Origin of the sequence: Thioalkalivibrio sp. AKL17, from assembly GCF_000377885.1 — a bacterium.
In the GTDB taxonomy this organism is placed as follows: domain Bacteria; phylum Pseudomonadota; class Gammaproteobacteria; order Ectothiorhodospirales; family Ectothiorhodospiraceae; genus Thioalkalivibrio; species Thioalkalivibrio halophilus.
In genome coordinates, this window is record NZ_KB898768.1 from 171039 (window position 1) to 186601 (window position 15563).

14 protein-coding genes, 1 tRNA gene and 1 pseudogene are annotated in these 15563 nt (G+C 67.5%); 6 read left to right on the forward strand and 10 right to left on the reverse strand.

The genetic code is table 11. From position 1 onward, the window contains the following. Positions 1-17: 17 nt before the first annotated feature. Positions 18-941 carry a hypothetical protein gene (locus D577_RS0110945; RefSeq protein ID WP_018947515.1) on the reverse strand — a complete coding sequence of 308 codons (924 nt, stop codon included), beginning with the start codon at positions 939-941 and terminating at the stop codon, positions 18-20. After that, entirely contained in the window at positions 934-1524 is a 591-nt protein-coding gene (locus D577_RS0110950; RefSeq protein WP_018947516.1) for an RNA polymerase sigma factor, read from the reverse strand. Before D577_RS0110950 ends, D577_RS0110945 begins: the two co-directional genes overlap by 8 nt. 147 nt (positions 1525-1671) lie before the next feature. On the opposite strand from D577_RS0110950, the gene D577_RS0110955 reads away from it, so the two are divergent. From D577_RS0110955 to D577_RS0110965, 3 genes are read left to right on the forward strand one after another with little or no spacing between them, the layout of a single operon-like run. After that, positions 1672-2121 (forward strand): hypothetical protein, encoded by a 450-nt coding sequence (locus D577_RS0110955; RefSeq protein ID WP_018947517.1) that lies wholly within the window; start codon positions 1672-1674, stop codon positions 2119-2121. A 4-nt stretch (positions 2122-2125) separates the two neighbouring features. Then, the gene (locus D577_RS0110960) at positions 2126-3562 is read left to right on the forward strand and encodes a hypothetical protein (protein WP_018947518.1); all 1437 of its coding nucleotides are present in this window, start codon (positions 2126-2128) and stop codon (positions 3560-3562) included. Positions 3563-3578: 16 nt separating this feature from the next. Continuing rightward, complete coding sequence (locus D577_RS0110965; RefSeq protein ID WP_018947519.1) at positions 3579-4622, forward strand: M14 family metallopeptidase; 1044 nt, start codon at positions 3579-3581, stop codon at positions 4620-4622. 24 nt (positions 4623-4646) lie between these two features. Here the strand turns inward: D577_RS0110965 and D577_RS0110970 are convergent, their stop codons facing one another. The 3 genes from D577_RS0110970 to phnD all read right to left on the reverse strand — a co-directional run bounded on the left by D577_RS0110970 (position 4647) and on the right by phnD (position 6948). After that, positions 4647-4856: a hypothetical protein gene (locus D577_RS0110970; protein WP_026289022.1), complete on the reverse strand. Its 210-nt coding sequence runs from the start codon at positions 4854-4856 to the stop codon at positions 4647-4649. Between the two features lie 95 nt (positions 4857-4951). Next, complete coding sequence (locus D577_RS13820) at positions 4952-6100, reverse strand: diguanylate cyclase (protein WP_018947521.1); 1149 nt, start codon at positions 6098-6100, stop codon at positions 4952-4954. Then, positions 6097-6948, reverse strand: coding sequence for a phosphate/phosphite/phosphonate ABC transporter substrate-binding protein (gene phnD, locus D577_RS0110980; RefSeq protein WP_081618828.1), 852 nt, complete (start codon positions 6946-6948; stop codon positions 6097-6099). The genes D577_RS13820 and phnD overlap by 4 nt, the downstream gene beginning before the upstream one ends. A 388-nt stretch (positions 6949-7336) precedes the next feature. On the opposite strand from phnD, the pseudogene D577_RS14530 reads away from it, so the two are divergent. Then, positions 7337-7624, forward strand: a pseudogene (locus D577_RS14530) (transposase); the annotation flags it as partial. A gap of 33 nt (positions 7625-7657) precedes the next feature. On the opposite strand, the gene yjjJ reads toward D577_RS14530, so the two are convergent. The 5 genes from yjjJ to D577_RS0111005 form a co-directional block, all read right to left on the reverse strand. Continuing rightward, positions 7658-9052: a type II toxin-antitoxin system HipA family toxin YjjJ gene (gene yjjJ, locus D577_RS13660; RefSeq protein WP_018947523.1), complete on the reverse strand. Its 1395-nt coding sequence runs from the start codon at positions 9050-9052 to the stop codon at positions 7658-7660. Positions 9053-9206: 154 nt separating this feature from the next. Then, positions 9207-12131: an SNF2-related protein gene (locus tag D577_RS0110990; RefSeq protein ID WP_038036283.1), complete on the reverse strand. Its 2925-nt coding sequence runs from the start codon at positions 12129-12131 to the stop codon at positions 9207-9209. A gap of 207 nt (positions 12132-12338) precedes the next feature. Further along, positions 12339-12415: transfer RNA gene (locus tag D577_RS0110995), tRNA-Met, on the reverse strand. Between the two features lie 66 nt (positions 12416-12481). Beyond that, on the reverse strand, positions 12482-12787 hold the full coding sequence (locus tag D577_RS0111000) for a ferredoxin (protein WP_018947525.1): 306 nt from the start codon (positions 12785-12787) through the stop codon (positions 12482-12484). A 48-nt stretch (positions 12788-12835) separates the two neighbouring features. After that, a complete protein-coding gene (locus tag D577_RS0111005) occupies positions 12836-13573 on the reverse strand; it encodes a YdiY family protein (protein ID WP_018947526.1) in 738 nt (245 codons plus the stop codon). A gap of 103 nt (positions 13574-13676) precedes the next feature. Between D577_RS0111005 and D577_RS0111010 the strand changes: the two genes are divergently transcribed. After that, entirely contained in the window at positions 13677-14864 is a 1188-nt protein-coding gene (locus tag D577_RS0111010) for a (Fe-S)-binding protein (protein ID WP_018947527.1), read from the forward strand. A gap of 27 nt (positions 14865-14891) precedes the next feature. After that, positions 14892-15533: a 2-polyprenyl-3-methyl-6-methoxy-1,4-benzoquinone monooxygenase gene (coq7, locus tag D577_RS0111015; protein WP_018947528.1), complete on the forward strand. Its 642-nt coding sequence runs from the start codon at positions 14892-14894 to the stop codon at positions 15531-15533. Positions 15534-15563 lie beyond the last annotated feature (30 nt).

The following is a 15563-nucleotide window of genomic DNA, read 5'->3' on the forward strand; positions in this document are numbered from 1 at the left end:
GCTCCCGCCACCCCGGCTCAGACCTTGATATAGATCCAGCCTTCCGCCTGGCGGCGGGCTGCCTCGGCCACGCCCGAGTCGATGCGCTCGGCCTGCGGCAGGATATCGATCCGCGGCTTGCCCTCCTCGCGCGCCAGACGCCCCAGGGTTTCGCTGCAGGCGGTGAAACGCAGACCGGAGTGTTCCCGGCTCAGTGTCGCCACGCGATCCGGGAACGGGGCCCGATCGGCACGCAGCATGTTCATGGCCTTGTTGTGCACCACCACCTGAACGTTGAGGTTCCGGCCATCGCGCGCGGCCTCGTCGAACATCGCCTCGATGTCGTCCAGCAGCTCTTCCATCGCGACCCGGTCGGCGTCATTGACATGCAGAAGGATCTGATCGGTCTCGCTGGCTGCATGGACCGGCTGCGGTGCGGCGGCTCCGCCCGCGGATTCGGCTTCCGCCATCTCCGTGAACAGGGCGCTGACGGTGTCGTCGAGCTCGGGCACCCCCTGGCCTTCGGACGCCGTCGCATGGGCTGCGGAGCCGGTCCCGGCCCCGTCCACGAACCAGCCGGCGTCACGGGTCACCTCGTAACCGGCCACCGAGCCCAGCACCAGGGCCACGACACCGGCGGCCACCGATGAGAACCAGCCGGTACGCCGGGGACCACCCCTCGGCGAGCGGAGCAATCCCGCACCACCGGAGCGGCCGCCGGCACCGCCGTGGTCATCCTCCCCGCTACGGTAATCCCGGGCCGGCGGTTCCACGTCCTCGTACGCCATCGCCACCAGCTCCTTGAGCTGGTGCATGTCACAGACCTCACGGCTCAGGTGCTCGCTGGAGGCGATCGCCTGCAGGGTCTGCAGCCGGTCCTCCGGAGAGAATTCGCCATCGACGAAGGCGTTGAGAATCTCTTCGCTCGGACGGTCCTGCGCCTTGAGTCGGTCTTCAGCCATTCTGGCTCCTTACTACCCTGAGTTGCGGCCCCTCTTCAGCGGGTTCCGCGGCGGATTCCGTCGCCGCAGCGTCCTGCGGGGCCTGCTGCTGTTCCAGCAGCTGCTTTTTCAGTTGTGCCCGGGCGCGGCTGAGGCGGCTCATCACGGTGCCGATCGGGACGTCCAGCACTTCGGAGACCTCGGCATAGGCAAAGCCCTCCAGATCGACCAGCGACACCACCTGCCGGTGATCGCTGCTGAGCCGGGCCATCGCCTGGTGCACGTCCGCCACCCGGCGGTTGCGCTCGGTCTGCTGCTCCGGGCAGTCCTCGCAGGCCAGCTCCATGTTGTCGACGTCCACCGTGTCCTTCTGCCGCCGTCCCCAGTCGCGGTAGCAGTTGGTCATGATGCGGAACACCCAGGACTTCAGGGCATTCTCGTCCTGCAACGACTTCAGCCGGGTGAGGGCCTTCATCATGGCCTCCTGCACCAGATCGTCGGCCAGCGCGGCGTCGTGACACCAGGCATAGGCCATGCGGTACATCTGCGGCCGCAGGTCGCAAACCTGCTGGCGCAGCCGCCTTTGCGCGAACCAGGTCGCCATTGTTCTGTCTCCTCACATCCTGCAGGCCGTCTGTGCGGCCCTGCTTGTTCTTGTACCCTGTAGGACGCGGTCCCCGGGGGCGCTATTCCCGGTCCCGGACCGGGTTGCCGCGCGCACGCGACACACTTCTGCAGTCAAGGATACGCAATGCCCTTCGATCCGCAACAGCTCGAGGCCTCGTTCGCCTTTGACCCGGACACCACAACGGACCTGCGCGAGCGCTGGGCGCAACTGATGACCGACGCGGTGTGGGCCGACCTCAAGACCGGCACCATCGGCGCGGTGCCACGCCTGCGCAAGCGCCTGCTGGAGCTGGGCGAGAACCTGCGCTCCCTGCTGTCCGATCGCGCCTGGATCCCGCACGAGCGCGAACGGGTAAAAGGGGCGATGGCCGCCAGCCTCAACCTGCGCGACAGCCTCAACCAGACCGACCGCGCCGCGAAACTGCTCAACGGCGGCGAGGACTTCGAGCGCTTCGAGGCCGACTACCTGGCCTTCCGCAAGGCGCTGCTGGCGTTCATCGAACACCACGAACAGCTCTGGGGAGACCTGCTGGAATCCCTCTACGACGACAGCCCGGACGCGGAAGAGGACTGATCAAGTGGGCGAGGAGATCGGGTCCGAGTGCTTCACCCCGGAGGATCGCGAGCGATTCCGTCAGGCCCTCGACCGCGAGACCGATCTGCTGCTCGCCTGGCTGGACACCCACCGCGATACCCCACGGGGCCCGACCACCCTGGGCTTCGAAATCGAGGCCTGGCTGTGCGACGCCGAGGGCCGGGCGCTGGCGGAGAACGATGCCTTCCTGGAGGCGATGGACAGCCCGCTGGTGTCACGCGAGCTGGCACGCTTCAACGTGGAACTGAACACCAGCGTGTTCACCGCCGGGCCCGGCAGTTTCACCGCGATCCTGCAGGAATTGCGCGACACGGTGAAGCGCGCGGCGCGAGCGGCGGCGCGCTTCGACGGGGGCGTACTGATGGCCGGCAGTCTGGCCACCCTGCCCCCGGAAGCGCTGGGACTGCACCACATGTCGCCCCAGGCACGCTTTCGTGCACTGAACGAAGCGGTGCTGGAGAACCGCGCCCGACGTCCGCTGCACGTCGACATCCGCGGCCGCGAACACCTTCAGCACGACCACGACGACGTGATGCTGGAGTCGCTCGCGACCTCCTTCCAGATACACATCGGCAGCGCCCCCGGCGAAGCGCATCGCAGCCTGAACGCCGCCATGGTGGCCAGCGCGCCGGTACTCGCGGCGGCGGGCAACACGCCCTATCTGTTCGGGCACGACCTGTGGGAGGAAAGCCGCATCCCCCTGTTCGAGCAGGCGGTGGAAAGCGGCGGCTTCGCCGACTCGGCCCGGGGGCCGATCCGTCGGGTGACCTTCGGCAGCGGCTATCTTCATGACTCGGTCGGCGAGCTGTTCCGCGAGAATCGGGATCATTTCCCGGTCATGCTGCCAGTCGACCTGCACCACCCGCCGGAGGATCTCGCCCATCTCGCGCTGCACAACGGCACCATCTGGCGCTGGAACCGGCCGATCGTCGGCACCGATGCCGGGGGCCGGCATCACCTGCGCGTGGAGTTTCGCTGCCTGCCCGCCGGCCCCTCGCTGATCGACATGCTGGCCAACGCCGCCTTCGCCCTGGGCCTGATCGAATGGCTGCGCGATGCCCCCGGGGACGGCACCGCCGGCACCCCGTTCGCCGAGGCCCGCGACAACTTCTATCATGCCGCCCGCGAAGGCCTGCACGCCCGGCTGCGCTGGGGCCATGCGGACCCGCTTCCGGCACCGCGCCTGATCCGGCACCAGCTGCTGCCACGGGCCGCCGAAGGCCTGGAGAACCTGGAGATCGACCCCGGCGAGCGCGACGCACTGCTGGGCATCATCGCCGCGCGCGTGGACAGTGGCCAGACCGGAAGCGCCTGGCAGCGTCGCTGGGTCGCGCAACACGGACGCGACTGGGCCGGACTCGTCCGCGCCTATCGCGGCTGGCAGAACACCGGCGCCCCGGTACATACCTGGGGCCTGTAACCCGAGATACCGAACCATGCCGCAAGACCGACCCGCGATCCGCGAATATTTCGAGCTGCCCGACGGCTTTCTCGACGCCACGCCACGCACCCTGAGCCAGATCGTGCCGGAGCCGGCTCTGATCCACCTGGCCGGCCGGCGCGAACCGGCCGTAGCCGTGGTGCTCCTGCTGCACGGCAATGAACCGGTGGGTCTGCATGCCATCCAGCAGCTGCTGCGCCACTACACCCACCGCGAGCTGCCGCGCGCGCTGACCCTGGTGATCGGCAACCCGCAGGCCGCCGCGCTGGACCAGCGTCACCTCGACCAGCAGCCGGACTTCAACCGGATCTGGCCGGGCACCGAACAACCGGGGTCACCCGAGGCGGAGGTCTTCGACCGACTGGTGACCCGGCTGCGCGAGCGGGGGCTGTTCGCGGCCATCGACCTGCACAACAACACCGGGCGCAATCCGCACTATGCCTGCATCAATCGCCCCGACCCGGCGTTCATGCAGCTCGCCGCCCTGTTCGGACGTACGGTGGTCTACTTCACCCGCCCGCGCGGCGTCGCCTCCATGGCCCTGGCGGAGCTGGCCCCGTCGGTCACCCTGGAATGCGGGCATCCGGACGATACCGCCGGGGTGCAGCACGCCTTCGAGATGGTGGATGCGGTGCTGCACCTGAGCGCCTTCCCCGGCCACCCGCCGGAGCGCGACGCGATCGACATCTACCACACGGTGGCGCGCGTGCGGCTGCGTCCGGGGATGCGGGCGAGCACCGGAACGGATGGGGACATCCGCCTGGAACCCGATCTGGACCGGCTCAACTTCCAGATGTTGCCGGCCGGTTCCTGTCTGGTGCGGCGCCGGCCGGAAGTGGACGACCCGCTGGTGGTTACCTCGGAGGACGGTGCCGAGGTGACCGGTCTGTATCTCGAAACCCGGGGGGAAGAAATTCGCCTGCGGCGCGACGCGATGCCATCGATGCTGACGCTCGACAGCCGGGTCATCACCCAGGACTGCCTGTGCTATCTGATGGAGCCCATGGACATGGAGGCGCTCGCCGCAACCGCCGGCTGAGGGAGCAGCGCCCGCGCGCGACAATCAGGCGTCGCGATCGATCCGCTCGACGATCTGGGCGGGGCGGTCACCCTTGCGGTAGTTCGAAAGATCCGCAGTGGTCTCGGCAAAGGCCTTTTCGCGGGCCTCTTCGGTCTCGTACCAGCGACAGGCCTCCCAGTCGGGACCCAGCAGATGCGGCATGCGGAAGGTCGCGTCCTCGGGCATGCGAATGCGAATACCGTAACGTTTCATGGTTCAGGCCTGCGCGGGTAGTGGAATCAGCGGCGCCAAGTGTAGCCATCCCCCGGAATCGCGGCAATATCGGCCCGTGCGCGGCCGCCCCAGCTTCAGAAACGTCCCGTCACCACCCGGTTGCGCCCCTCCTCCTTGGCCCGATAAAGGGCCTGGTCGGCCCGCAGCAGCAGACGCTGCCGCGTATCCCCCGGCTTCCAGGCCGTGACACCAAAGCTCAGAGTGACCGGCCCGATGCCCTCCCCCGGTCCGGTCTCACGATGCGCGAACGCCTCACGCAGTCGTTCGGCCAGGGCCGCTGCCTCGTGCAGATCGGTCTGCGGCAGCAACAGAACGAATTCCTCGCCGCCCCAGCGGGCCGCCCGATCGGGCCGGCGCAGCTGTGCCATCAGCTCCCGGGTCACCTCGATCAGCACGCGATCACCCGCCTCATGGCCATGGGTGTCGTTCACGGCCTTGAAATGATCGATATCGCAAAGGACCAGCGCAAAACTGTTGCCGTAGCGCTGGGCCCGCTCGATCTCCTCGTCCAGGAATGCCTCGAACTTCAGCCGGTTGTACAGCCCCGTGAGATGGTCATGCGTCGCCTGGCGTTCCAGCTCGCGGGCCTTGGCCGAGACCTCGTCCAGCGCCACCTCCAGCGCGCGGGTACGCTCCGCCACCCGCCCCTCCAGACGATCACGCTCCCGGCGCAACGGCGCCAGCCCCATGCGCTCGATGGAATACCACAGGATCAGTGCGAACAGCAGGACACCGAAGCCTCCCCACATCGTCAGGGAGACGCGCAGGTTGTCCACCGCAGAACGCACGTCGGGAGTCACCACCTCCATCCGCAGCAGGACGGACCGATCACGCCCGTACTCCACCCGCTCCTCGAGATGGAAGCGGGGCACCCCGGGCTCGGGCGACGGCCCGCCGTAGTCCAGCCAGGTGTAGTTGCCGTTCCCGCTCTCGACCACCAGTCGATGGACGTCAGGACGCCCCTCGGCATAATTACGGAGGAAACGCTCCAGCACGGAATAGTCGCCGCGCGCCAGGCTCTCCCGCGCGAACCCGCCGATCACTTCCAGCTCCGACTGCCCGGCTTTTCCAGCCTGCCGCTCCAGCAGCACCCTCTGCTCATTGAGCACCAGCATAAGCCCCATCAAAGTAAAGAGGCTCAGGACCAGCAGTAACACCAGAGGCAGGCGCCAGATTCGCAGCCGGTTGCGGAATCCGCGGCCGGGAACCTGCGGCGCGTTCACCGTGTCACCTCCAGCATTTCCCGCAGTCCGCGATATTCTTCCGCCGTGCCGGGGACGAACTCCGCCACATTGCCACCCAGCGCCGCGAACACCGCAGGGCCGTCCGCATGTCCGGACAGGCCGATCAGGATCGCGCTCCATTGCTCCCGGCGTTCGGCATCAAGCCCCCGACGGGCCACAAAGGGATGCCGTGGCACCGCGGGCGTGTACGCGAGCGCCCGCAGCCCGCGCCCTTCGAAACGTTCGAACATTTCCTCGCGCATGGCCGCCACGTCCGCATCACCGAGGAGCACAGCCGAGGCCGTATCGAAATGGTTGCCGAAGAACTGCTTCTGCCCGAGATCGTCCGCGGCCACGCCCGCCCGCTCCAGCAGGGCCATGGGCATGCGATACCCCATGGTCGAATCCACGTCGACAAAGGCTACCGAATGCCCCGCGACCTGCGCCAGGGTCTCGATTGCATGATCCTCACGCACCACCAGCACGCCACGGAAACTCGCCCCGCTGCCCAGCACCTCGCGCGCCAGCACCGGGTGTTCCCCGTGGGTTTCCCACAGGCGCACGAACCCCGCCGGCCCGATGTAGGCCAGATCGACATCCCCGTCCCCGACCGCCCGCACATGGGCACCATAGGAATTCGCCACATGCAGCTCGAAGGCCTCCCCGGTCTCGGCGGACAGGTGATCCACCAGCGGCCGGAACCGCTCCATCACTTCGGTGGTCGCGACGAAGGGATGTACGCCCAGCCGCCAGGGTGCGTCCTCTCCTGTCTCCGCCCCGGCGGCCGTGGCCAGTCCGAGCAAAAGAGGCAGGAGCCACCCGCGCCGCGGACGGACACGCCACCTCATTCCCGACCCCGTCTCACCGTCCCGCACGCACCCCTCCCCGCGTGGCAAACGCGCCAAAGATCATGCCGCAATCGCTTCCGCTCATTCTGCACGCCACCGGCTGTCCGTACCCTGACCCGGAGCAGCCCCTCGTCACCAACCCGGTTCGCCGAGCAATCCGGGGGGGGGGTTAGCGCCTCCCGTCCGGGCTTCCCGCCTTCCAGTCCAGGTAACCTCTGATCAATGTACACGTTCGCGTTGGCAGCCCGGGTTTTCTGACACCACCCGCGAGGGGTAACGCGGACCAACTCCAGCAGGAAAACTGACGGCCGAGTGGCAGACGCAAGTTCCGGGAGAGAGGACAGGAAAAGAAGGGGGAGGAGACGGCACAGTCCCTGCAGGCCCCCGCAAGCCACGGCGGGGACCAGGCAGGAGCCTGAATGTCGGAGCGGATGTGGGCACGGGGCTGGTGCATACCGTGAAGGGGACGGCGGCGAACGTCTCGGACGTGTCGCAGGTGCCGGACCTGCTCCACGGCGAGGAAGACAGCCTGCATGGCGATGCCGGCTACATCGGTGCGGAGAAGCGGCTGGATGGGCATCGCCCCGAGACCCACATCGCGCGCAAGCGTGGCACCGTGCGCGCAATGCCGGAAGGCCCGGCGCGCGAACGCGTGCGCGCCGCCGAACGGCACAAAACCTGCGGACTGCGGACGCTAAGCCACGGGCGATCAGGGTGCGACGAGTGCCAGGCGTCTCTGGAGCTCGGCGGCATTGTCGGAGGCAATCCTGCGAAACGTGGAGCTGACGCGGGTGTCATCCGCCACGGTTTGCCAGTAAGCGATGGCGGTGTGGCAGGCGGCGACCCACACGCCATGTTCACGGGGTAATGGCATGGCGGGATCGAATGTCACTCGCGGGAGTTCGCCCCCCGGAAGCGGCGCGTACGCCATCGGGAGCATATCGTAGACCGGGCACAGGATGAGCCGGCCTTCCTCCGGGCGAAAGGCGAGGTTGCCCGGGTGCATGTCGCTATTGGAGATCAGCCGGCCGAACCAGGTGATGTGACGGATGGCTGTAACAGCTTCCGCTGCCAGCAGACGCTTGTCGGCGAGCCCCTGGGCCAGGCTGTCCCATGCCGAAGGCGTATGGCCGAGCAAGACCGCGTTCACGGTCTCCAGCGTCACCACCGGGCTGCGGCCGAACAAGCCGTGGCGATCGAAGCGCTCGACTTCCAGAAACGTTCGGCCCTGATGCTGAAGGATGCGGCCGGGAGGGGTTTGCACGCCGGGGAGCGCGGAGGCCGCCTGGAGTGCCAAATGCTCCGCCACCAACAGATCGGACCAGCGCTGCACGGTCGTGGAATCATCGGCACCGGAGAATTTCACGATGACATGCGGCGTGTTGCTGTCCTGCAGATCCCGTAGGGCGGTGAACTTCGGGAATTCACCCGCAGCGCTGGAGCCCGCAAGGCCCAGCGAGACGGCCTCCTCCGCCGCCTTCACGTACATGCGTTCGATATCGTCCGCCTTGAGGATTGCAGGCGGGTCCAGGCGGGCCTTCTGCCAGACCTGGAACGCGGCATCGCCGACAATCAGGTTGCCCGGGAGATCGGACCCCACGCGACTCAGAACCCACAGGATATCGTCGTCACTCCAGGTATCGGGATTGGGCGACACCGCAAGGGTGTCCTGGAAGCGATGTGCCAGCTGGCGTCCGAGATAGCCCTGGGGGCGTATGTCGTACAGAGGATATGGCAGCCCGTCCCACCACCCATCGAGGGTCTGGTCATCATCCTCCAGAGGCCAATCCGAGCCATCGAAATCAGCATGACAGCCCTGCGGCTGGATGACCGAGAGTTCCGTGAGCTCGTGCGGCTGGCCGGCCTCGTCAATCGCACGGATGGGGAGGGGCGAGAGATCGCCTCGCAGGGCTTGGCGCAGAGCGTAGCGAGTGCGCCGGGCCCGGCCGGCGGACAGAACGGGCTCAGTCGTCTCCTGCAGCAGGCGGTGCAGGGTGGGAACCGACAGCCCCAGTTCGCGGGCAAGATCAGCCGCGCGCGCCGGGGCGAATTTCGCAAGCGCCAGGCCGAGCTGCTGGTGCGCCGCTTGTCGCTTGCTCCTCATCCGAACCCGCCCAATTGAAATGATTATTGAGAAGATACTAACTCATTAAGGGTTTGATATATATAGCTTAAAAAGCCCGCCGAAGCATGTACTGAAACAATCCCATGGCCGAAGCGAGCCCTGGCCAGGAGGGGTCCCGACCTGCCGCGTTAGATCAACGATCGGGCATGCCGAGAATGGCCGCGACCACCCGCTCCTCCGCAGAGCTTTGAAGCGGGAGGCTGGCAAACGCCTCCAGTACCTCGGGGCCAAGCTCCGACTCCGCCTCAATGAGCTCCTTGCGCAGATCCCGCAGGCGAAGGAACCCCCGGCGCTGCTGGGTCAGGCGGCGATACCAGTAGGGACGGATGAGCTCCAGCCAGCGATTGGCAAGCGCCTCCCAATCCGGTTCTCCGCCCGTCAGCGTTTCCGGCTTGCGCTCCAGTAGATTGCGCAGAGCGAGATAGGCGTCAAGGCGCGCTTGCTCCCTCTGGCGGGCGGCCTCCTCGCAAAATCCATTGAGGACCCTGGTCATCTCTTGCAGGGCGCGTTGCTTGCGCAGTGGTAACTGCGCCCGTTCGGCCTCCGGGAGGCGCTCGGAAAAATGTGCCAGCCATCTTGCGGCTGGCTCGTCCATTTCACCATTGGGCGGATCCGGCGCCAGTCGCTCGCGCAGCGCCGCCGCCACCTTGTCCAACGAGGTCGTTGCCTCGGCATCCGGGCCCGAGAAGAAGAACCAGCGCGGCGCCCGGTCCGCACTGCCGGCCAGACAGAAGAAGGCCCAGATGGCGTCGCTGGCCACTACGCTGACCCTTGAGAGCACCCGCACCGAGCGCTCCCGGTAATACTCGTAAATATCCGGTTCGACCAGGGCACCCGAACCTTCCACCAGCCCACGCACTGCGGCGAAGGCATCATGCGGTTCCGCTTCCTCGATCGAACGCGCCGTACGCTCGTATTCGCGGATCAGGGTGTCGGCATCAACGCTTTCCCGGGACTGCTGCTGCAGGTCTTCCGGCAACGGGAGATTGGTCCCGAGGAGTTCGGTCACCGCACCGACTCGATCCAGGAATCGAGCATCGGCATTGAGGGCGAACTCCTCGGCATCCCGGGGCCACCAGACTTCGACCTCGGCATGGGGGCTGTCGAGACGATCGACGCGTCCAGTTCGCTGTTCGGCCACGCGTATCACCGAGGGCATGTCGAGATGAACCAGCGCTGAGGCCGCCTGCAGATTCACCCCTTCGGACAGGCTGTCCGAACACAGCGCCACACCGGTCTGCTCGTCGCCACCCGGCCGAAACGCACGGAGTACCGCCTGGCGGCTTCGCTCATCGCTGCCCGTAGCCTGCCAGATCTCGACGCCCGGCAGCCGCTCTTCGAGCTGGACGCTCAAGGCCGCACGCGAAGATCGCAGGGCCGCCATGACCCGGTAGCGGACCAGCTTGTGAGCCCCGAGCAGCAGGTTGTCGCGATACTGGTCCTCGGTGAGTCCCTGCTGCCTTTGTACGGCGCTCAGTTCCAGGACCGCCGGAACCTGGACCACGCCGAAGAGCTGATCGAGAAGCTCCCGGATCCGACCGGCGCGTTCACGGTCGGCAGCCGGTTCGTTCAGGGAATAGCTGTACGAGCGGTGCTCCGGATAGCGGCAGGGCCGGCCCGTGTGATCCCGATAGGCCCCGGGCGCGCGATCAATCAGCGCATTGAACATGCGCTTGGTACGGCGAATGGTGAATGTCCGGATTTCATCGCGCAGCTGGGCGGCCTCGTCCTCGCCCAGACCGTGCCAGCGACCGGGACGATTGACCCGTTCCAGGGCCTTCAGCGTGCTCGACTGCAGGTTGTCGGCACCGAGCAGATCCGCAATCCGGACCAGGTCATCGACATTCCGGTTGATCGGCGTAGCGGTGAACAGCAGAACGTCATCGGCAAGGTGATTGGTAAACAGCCGCCGTGTCCTGCGCGAGCGGCGATTGTGGAAATTGTGGCACTCGTCCACGGCCAGCAGGCGCGCCCGCCTCAGGGCATCATCCAGCTGCCATGCCTTGCGGCTGCCGTGACTGAGAAGGCCAACCGAAAAGACATCCAGCGCGGTGTCGGCCCGGGAGGCCTCCCGCTCCCACTCCTCCACGACGGTCGAGGGTGCAATCATGACCGAGCGGGGCATCCCGCCCACCCCCTGGATCCGCGCCTGCTGCGCCCGCAGAAGATGCGCACCCATGCGCGTCTTGCCCGACCCCGTCGCATCCGCAATCAGCACCGCTCCCTGACGGTCCAGCAGATACAGCGCCTGTGCGATCCCTTGGCGCTGGGCCGGCCACAGCGCACGGAAAGCCTCGCGGTCGACCTGCTGCAGAAAACCCTTCGCCCAGTCACCCTCCAGCAGCTCCCCGCAGGCGCGGGCCAGCGCATCGCGCCACCCGACGACATGCAGCAGACGCTCGAGCAGCGCCAGCAACGCATCGGTGTAGTCCTCTCCAAACGACCAGAACTGTTCGGCCAGCGCCGCGACCTCGCGGTAACGCCTCGGTTCACCCGTTGCAGTGAACCGCGCATTCGCCTCGTGCTGACGTTCCAGCCCGTTCCGGCTGAAGTTGCTCGAGCCCAGCGTTACCGCCCCCGCCCCAAGATAGATCTTGGCGTGCAGTGGCCGCTGCGTGTCGGGCCAGTACCGCGCCTCGACGGCGCCCTCGCGGAGTCGCTCCCGAAAATGGATCAGCCGGGCCGACAGGCGCAGGGCGATTCCTCGATCCAGCCAGTACTGCTCGACTTCCTCGGGGAAGCTCGGCGCCTTCAGACTGCGGTGACCTCCCTCCCCCACACTCGGCTCGTTACCAAAGAGAACGCGAAGCGGACGAACCTCCCCCAGATCCCCCTCCAGACGAATAAGCTCCTCAAGCGCCCCGTAGCCCGTCACCACCAACGGCGAGTCCGCAGACACAAGGTCCGCAATCACCCGCTCGCGCACCGTCCGCCCGTCGACGTTCAGCGGGAAACGATCCGGCGGTGGCCAAACACCCTGCCCCTCGCGCGACTCTTCCGGGAAGTCGCTAAAGAGATCAGCGGTGCGCGCCGTATCCGGAAGGGGATGGCGAAACACAGTGACCCCGTTCTCGGCACCGAAGCGCGGAACAGGTCCTGATGAAAGGGGAGCTATCTCGGCGGTGGCCACGCACGATGGCGCGGCTGCACGAAACGGTGGGAGACCTTCAGCGAAGCCCCGGGCACCGAATGGGCACGGCGTGGGCACGAGGTGGGCACGGTGCCCAAACGAGAAAGGGGCTGCCGAGGCAACCCCTTGAATTGGTGGTGGCTACGCCCTGATTCGAACAGGGGACCCCATCATTATGAGTGATGTGCTCTAACCAGCTGAGCTACGTAGCCACGCGGGATGCGGATTTTCCCGGGGCAGGCCGGCGAAGTCAAGGCCCCGGAAGCGGGCCCGGCACCTCAGATCTGCAGCCGTTCGACCACCCGGCCATTGGCGAGGTGCTCTTCCAGGATCTCGTCGATGTCGCGCTCGTCCTGGTAGGTGTACCAGACCCCTTCGGGATACACCACGGCCACCGGACCCTCGTTGCAGCGATCCAGGCAGCCGGCGGTGTTCACCCGTACCTGCCCCTTGCCGTGGATGCCCATCTCCTTGGCCCGGTTCTTGGCATACGAGCGCATCTCGGTCGCCCCGTGATCCTCGCAGCAGTTGCCGTCTTCCCGGCAGTTGGTACAGAAGAAGATGTGCCGCTGGTAGTAGCCCATGCGATGCTCCCGGATCAAATCGGCTTCATCATACTGTGTCCGGCCGGTTCAGCGAAAACGCCAGACCAGGCTGACCTCGCTGATGGTGTCGGTGTTTTTCTTCCCAGGCTCGACATCGGTGTTGTGCTTGACGGTGAAGCTGGTCCGCAAAGCCATGCGGTCGGTCATGTCGGCGGTCAGGGCGAGGATGTTCTCGACCTCGGTGTTGTCCCGACCGCTGATGATCAGCAGCTCGTCGGTCAGACGCGCACTCTGGCTGATGTCCCAGCGCAGGTTGCCCCCGATCCGGCCGACCGCGTCGGTGTCGGACTCCCCGGATTCGGCCAGGCGTGCCTGGCGGGCGCCGACGCCGATCTCGCCATCCAGTCGCACGCGCTCGCGATCCACCAGACGCCGGCCGTAACCCACGGTCTGCGAGGCCTGATAGTCATAGCTGCTGAAACGGTCGCGTTCGTAACGCAGCGCGCCGAACACGTAATCGTGTTCCGCCAGACGCCGGTCAAGCTGGTACCCCGCGACGTAACGCTGCCCCGTGGTCTCGCGGTCTTCCTCGGTGAACAGCGCGTCGCCCCGCAGCCGGTTGCGCCACAACTCGGCGGTATGCTCGGCGCGGATCCGACCGCTGGCGGTGGCCGACTCGGTATTCCCGGTCGTCAGCGAGGCCCCGGCCTCCAGCGTGGTTTCCCATCCCTCCGCATCCCAGGCCTGAGCTTGCGAGACTGGTATGCTGACAAGCATGACGGAAGACAACAGTACGGCGGCGGAACGCGGTACACGCGACAACATGGGACCCTCCGGGTCAGCAAACGGGCCCGGGACCCTAGCAAAGCCGCTGGGGAGCTCCGACCTACCCCCGAAGTACACGGGGCTTTCGGCGGTGGATCAGTGCGTGCACTGCGGTCTGTGCCTGCCCCACTGCCCCACCTACGAACTGCACCGGCAGGAAGGCGACTCCCCGCGAGGTCGCCTGACCCTGATGCAGGGCCTGGCCCGCGGCGAGCTCGATCCGCAGTCACCCCGCCTGCGCAGCCATCTGGAAGGCTGTCTCGGCTGCCGCTCCTGCGAGGCCGTGTGCCCGGCCGGAGTCCCCTTCGGTGCCCTGATGGATCGCACCCGCGAAATCCTCCTTCAGGAATCGGACGAGCCGGAGGGCGCCCCGCTGCCCATGCCGCGCATGCTGCACGACCGCCTGCTGGGATCGCCCCGGCTGCGGCGACTCGCCGGCCTCGGGGCCCGGGCCGCCGCACGGCTGCCGCGCGCCGGGCTCCCGGGACTGGACGCCACCGTGCGCCGGGCCCTGGAACATGCGCGCCCCAGCCTCGCCCCGCCTCCGCGGCTGCGCGCCGACGGCCCGCCCGACGCGGTCGACGTGCTGCTGTTCACCGGCTGCATGGACGCCTTCTTCACCGGGCCCGACCTGGAAGCGGCCCTGACCGTCCTGCATGCGCTGGGTCTGAAGGTGGGCATCCCCTCCTCCCGGACCTGCTGCGGCGCCCTGGACCGACACGCCGGACGACCCGCGGCGGCCACGGAACTGGAGCGGCACAATCGCGAAGCCTTCGGTGCGGCCGAGGATGGCCCGCCGGTGATCGTCCTCGACAGCGGCTGCGAGGCGACCCTGCGCGAGGCCGCTGACAGCTTCCCCGGCGCCCGCGCGACCAGCCTCACGCGCTTCGTCGCCCGACACCTGGAGGAACACGGCCCGCCCCGTGAAGGCTGGCGCGAAGAGCCGGTGCGCGTCGCCCTGCATCGTCCCTGCACCCAGCGGAACGTCACCCGCGAGGGCGAGATCCTGCCGACGCTGCTGCGCGGCCTGCCCGGCGTGACCCTCACCGGGACCCCGTCCCTCCCCAACTGCTGTGGCGCGGGTGGCACCGCGATGCTCGCCTGGCCGGAACAGGCCGATGCCCTGGGGCAGCAAACCCTGCAGGCCCTGGGCACGGAGGCTCCTGACTGCATCGTCTCCGGCAACGTGGGCTGCCGGGTGCATCTGCGCGCGCTGCAGCCGCAATCGCCTGAAGACCCGCCGCTGCTCTCCCCGGCCCGTTTCCTTGCGGGGCGCCTCGCGGTAACCTGAGACAAAGCCCATACCCGAGCGCCCGCCATGCGCCGACTCTCCCCGCTGGATCATCTGATCACCCAGGCCGACGCCCTCGTCAAGGTCGTCTCCGGGCATGCCCGCTCCACCGGCCGCCCGTCGCCCGGTGGCGACGAACCCGGTCCGATGCTGGACGACCATGACCGTCAGGAAACCGGGCGCCTGATGCGGGTCAACCATGCCGGCGAGGTGGCCGCCCAGGGGCTCTATCAGGGGCAGATGCTCACCGCCCGTACCCCGGCGATCCGCGCGCAGCTGGATCAGGCGGCGCGCGAGGAAGGCGACCACCTGCACTGGTGCGCGCGGCGGGTTCACGAAATGGGCATGCACACCAGCCTGCTGACGCCCTTCTGGTACGTGAGTTCGCTGGGCGTGGGTGCGCTGGCCGGACTGTCCGGGGACCGCTACAGCCTGGGGTTTGTCGACGAGACCGAGCGCCAGGTGGAGCAGCACCTGGACCGGCACCTGGACCGCCTGCCGCCGTCCGACACGGTGTCGGCACGCATCCTCGAGCAGATGAAGCAGGAAGAGGTGGAACACGGGGCAAAGGCCATGGCGATGGGGGGCCGGACCCTGCCGTGGCCGGTGCGCAGCGTGCTGATGCCACTGACCTCGAAGATCATGACGCACACCGCCTACCGGATCTGAGCCCGGTTTCCCCGGGCCGGGCATCCCCGC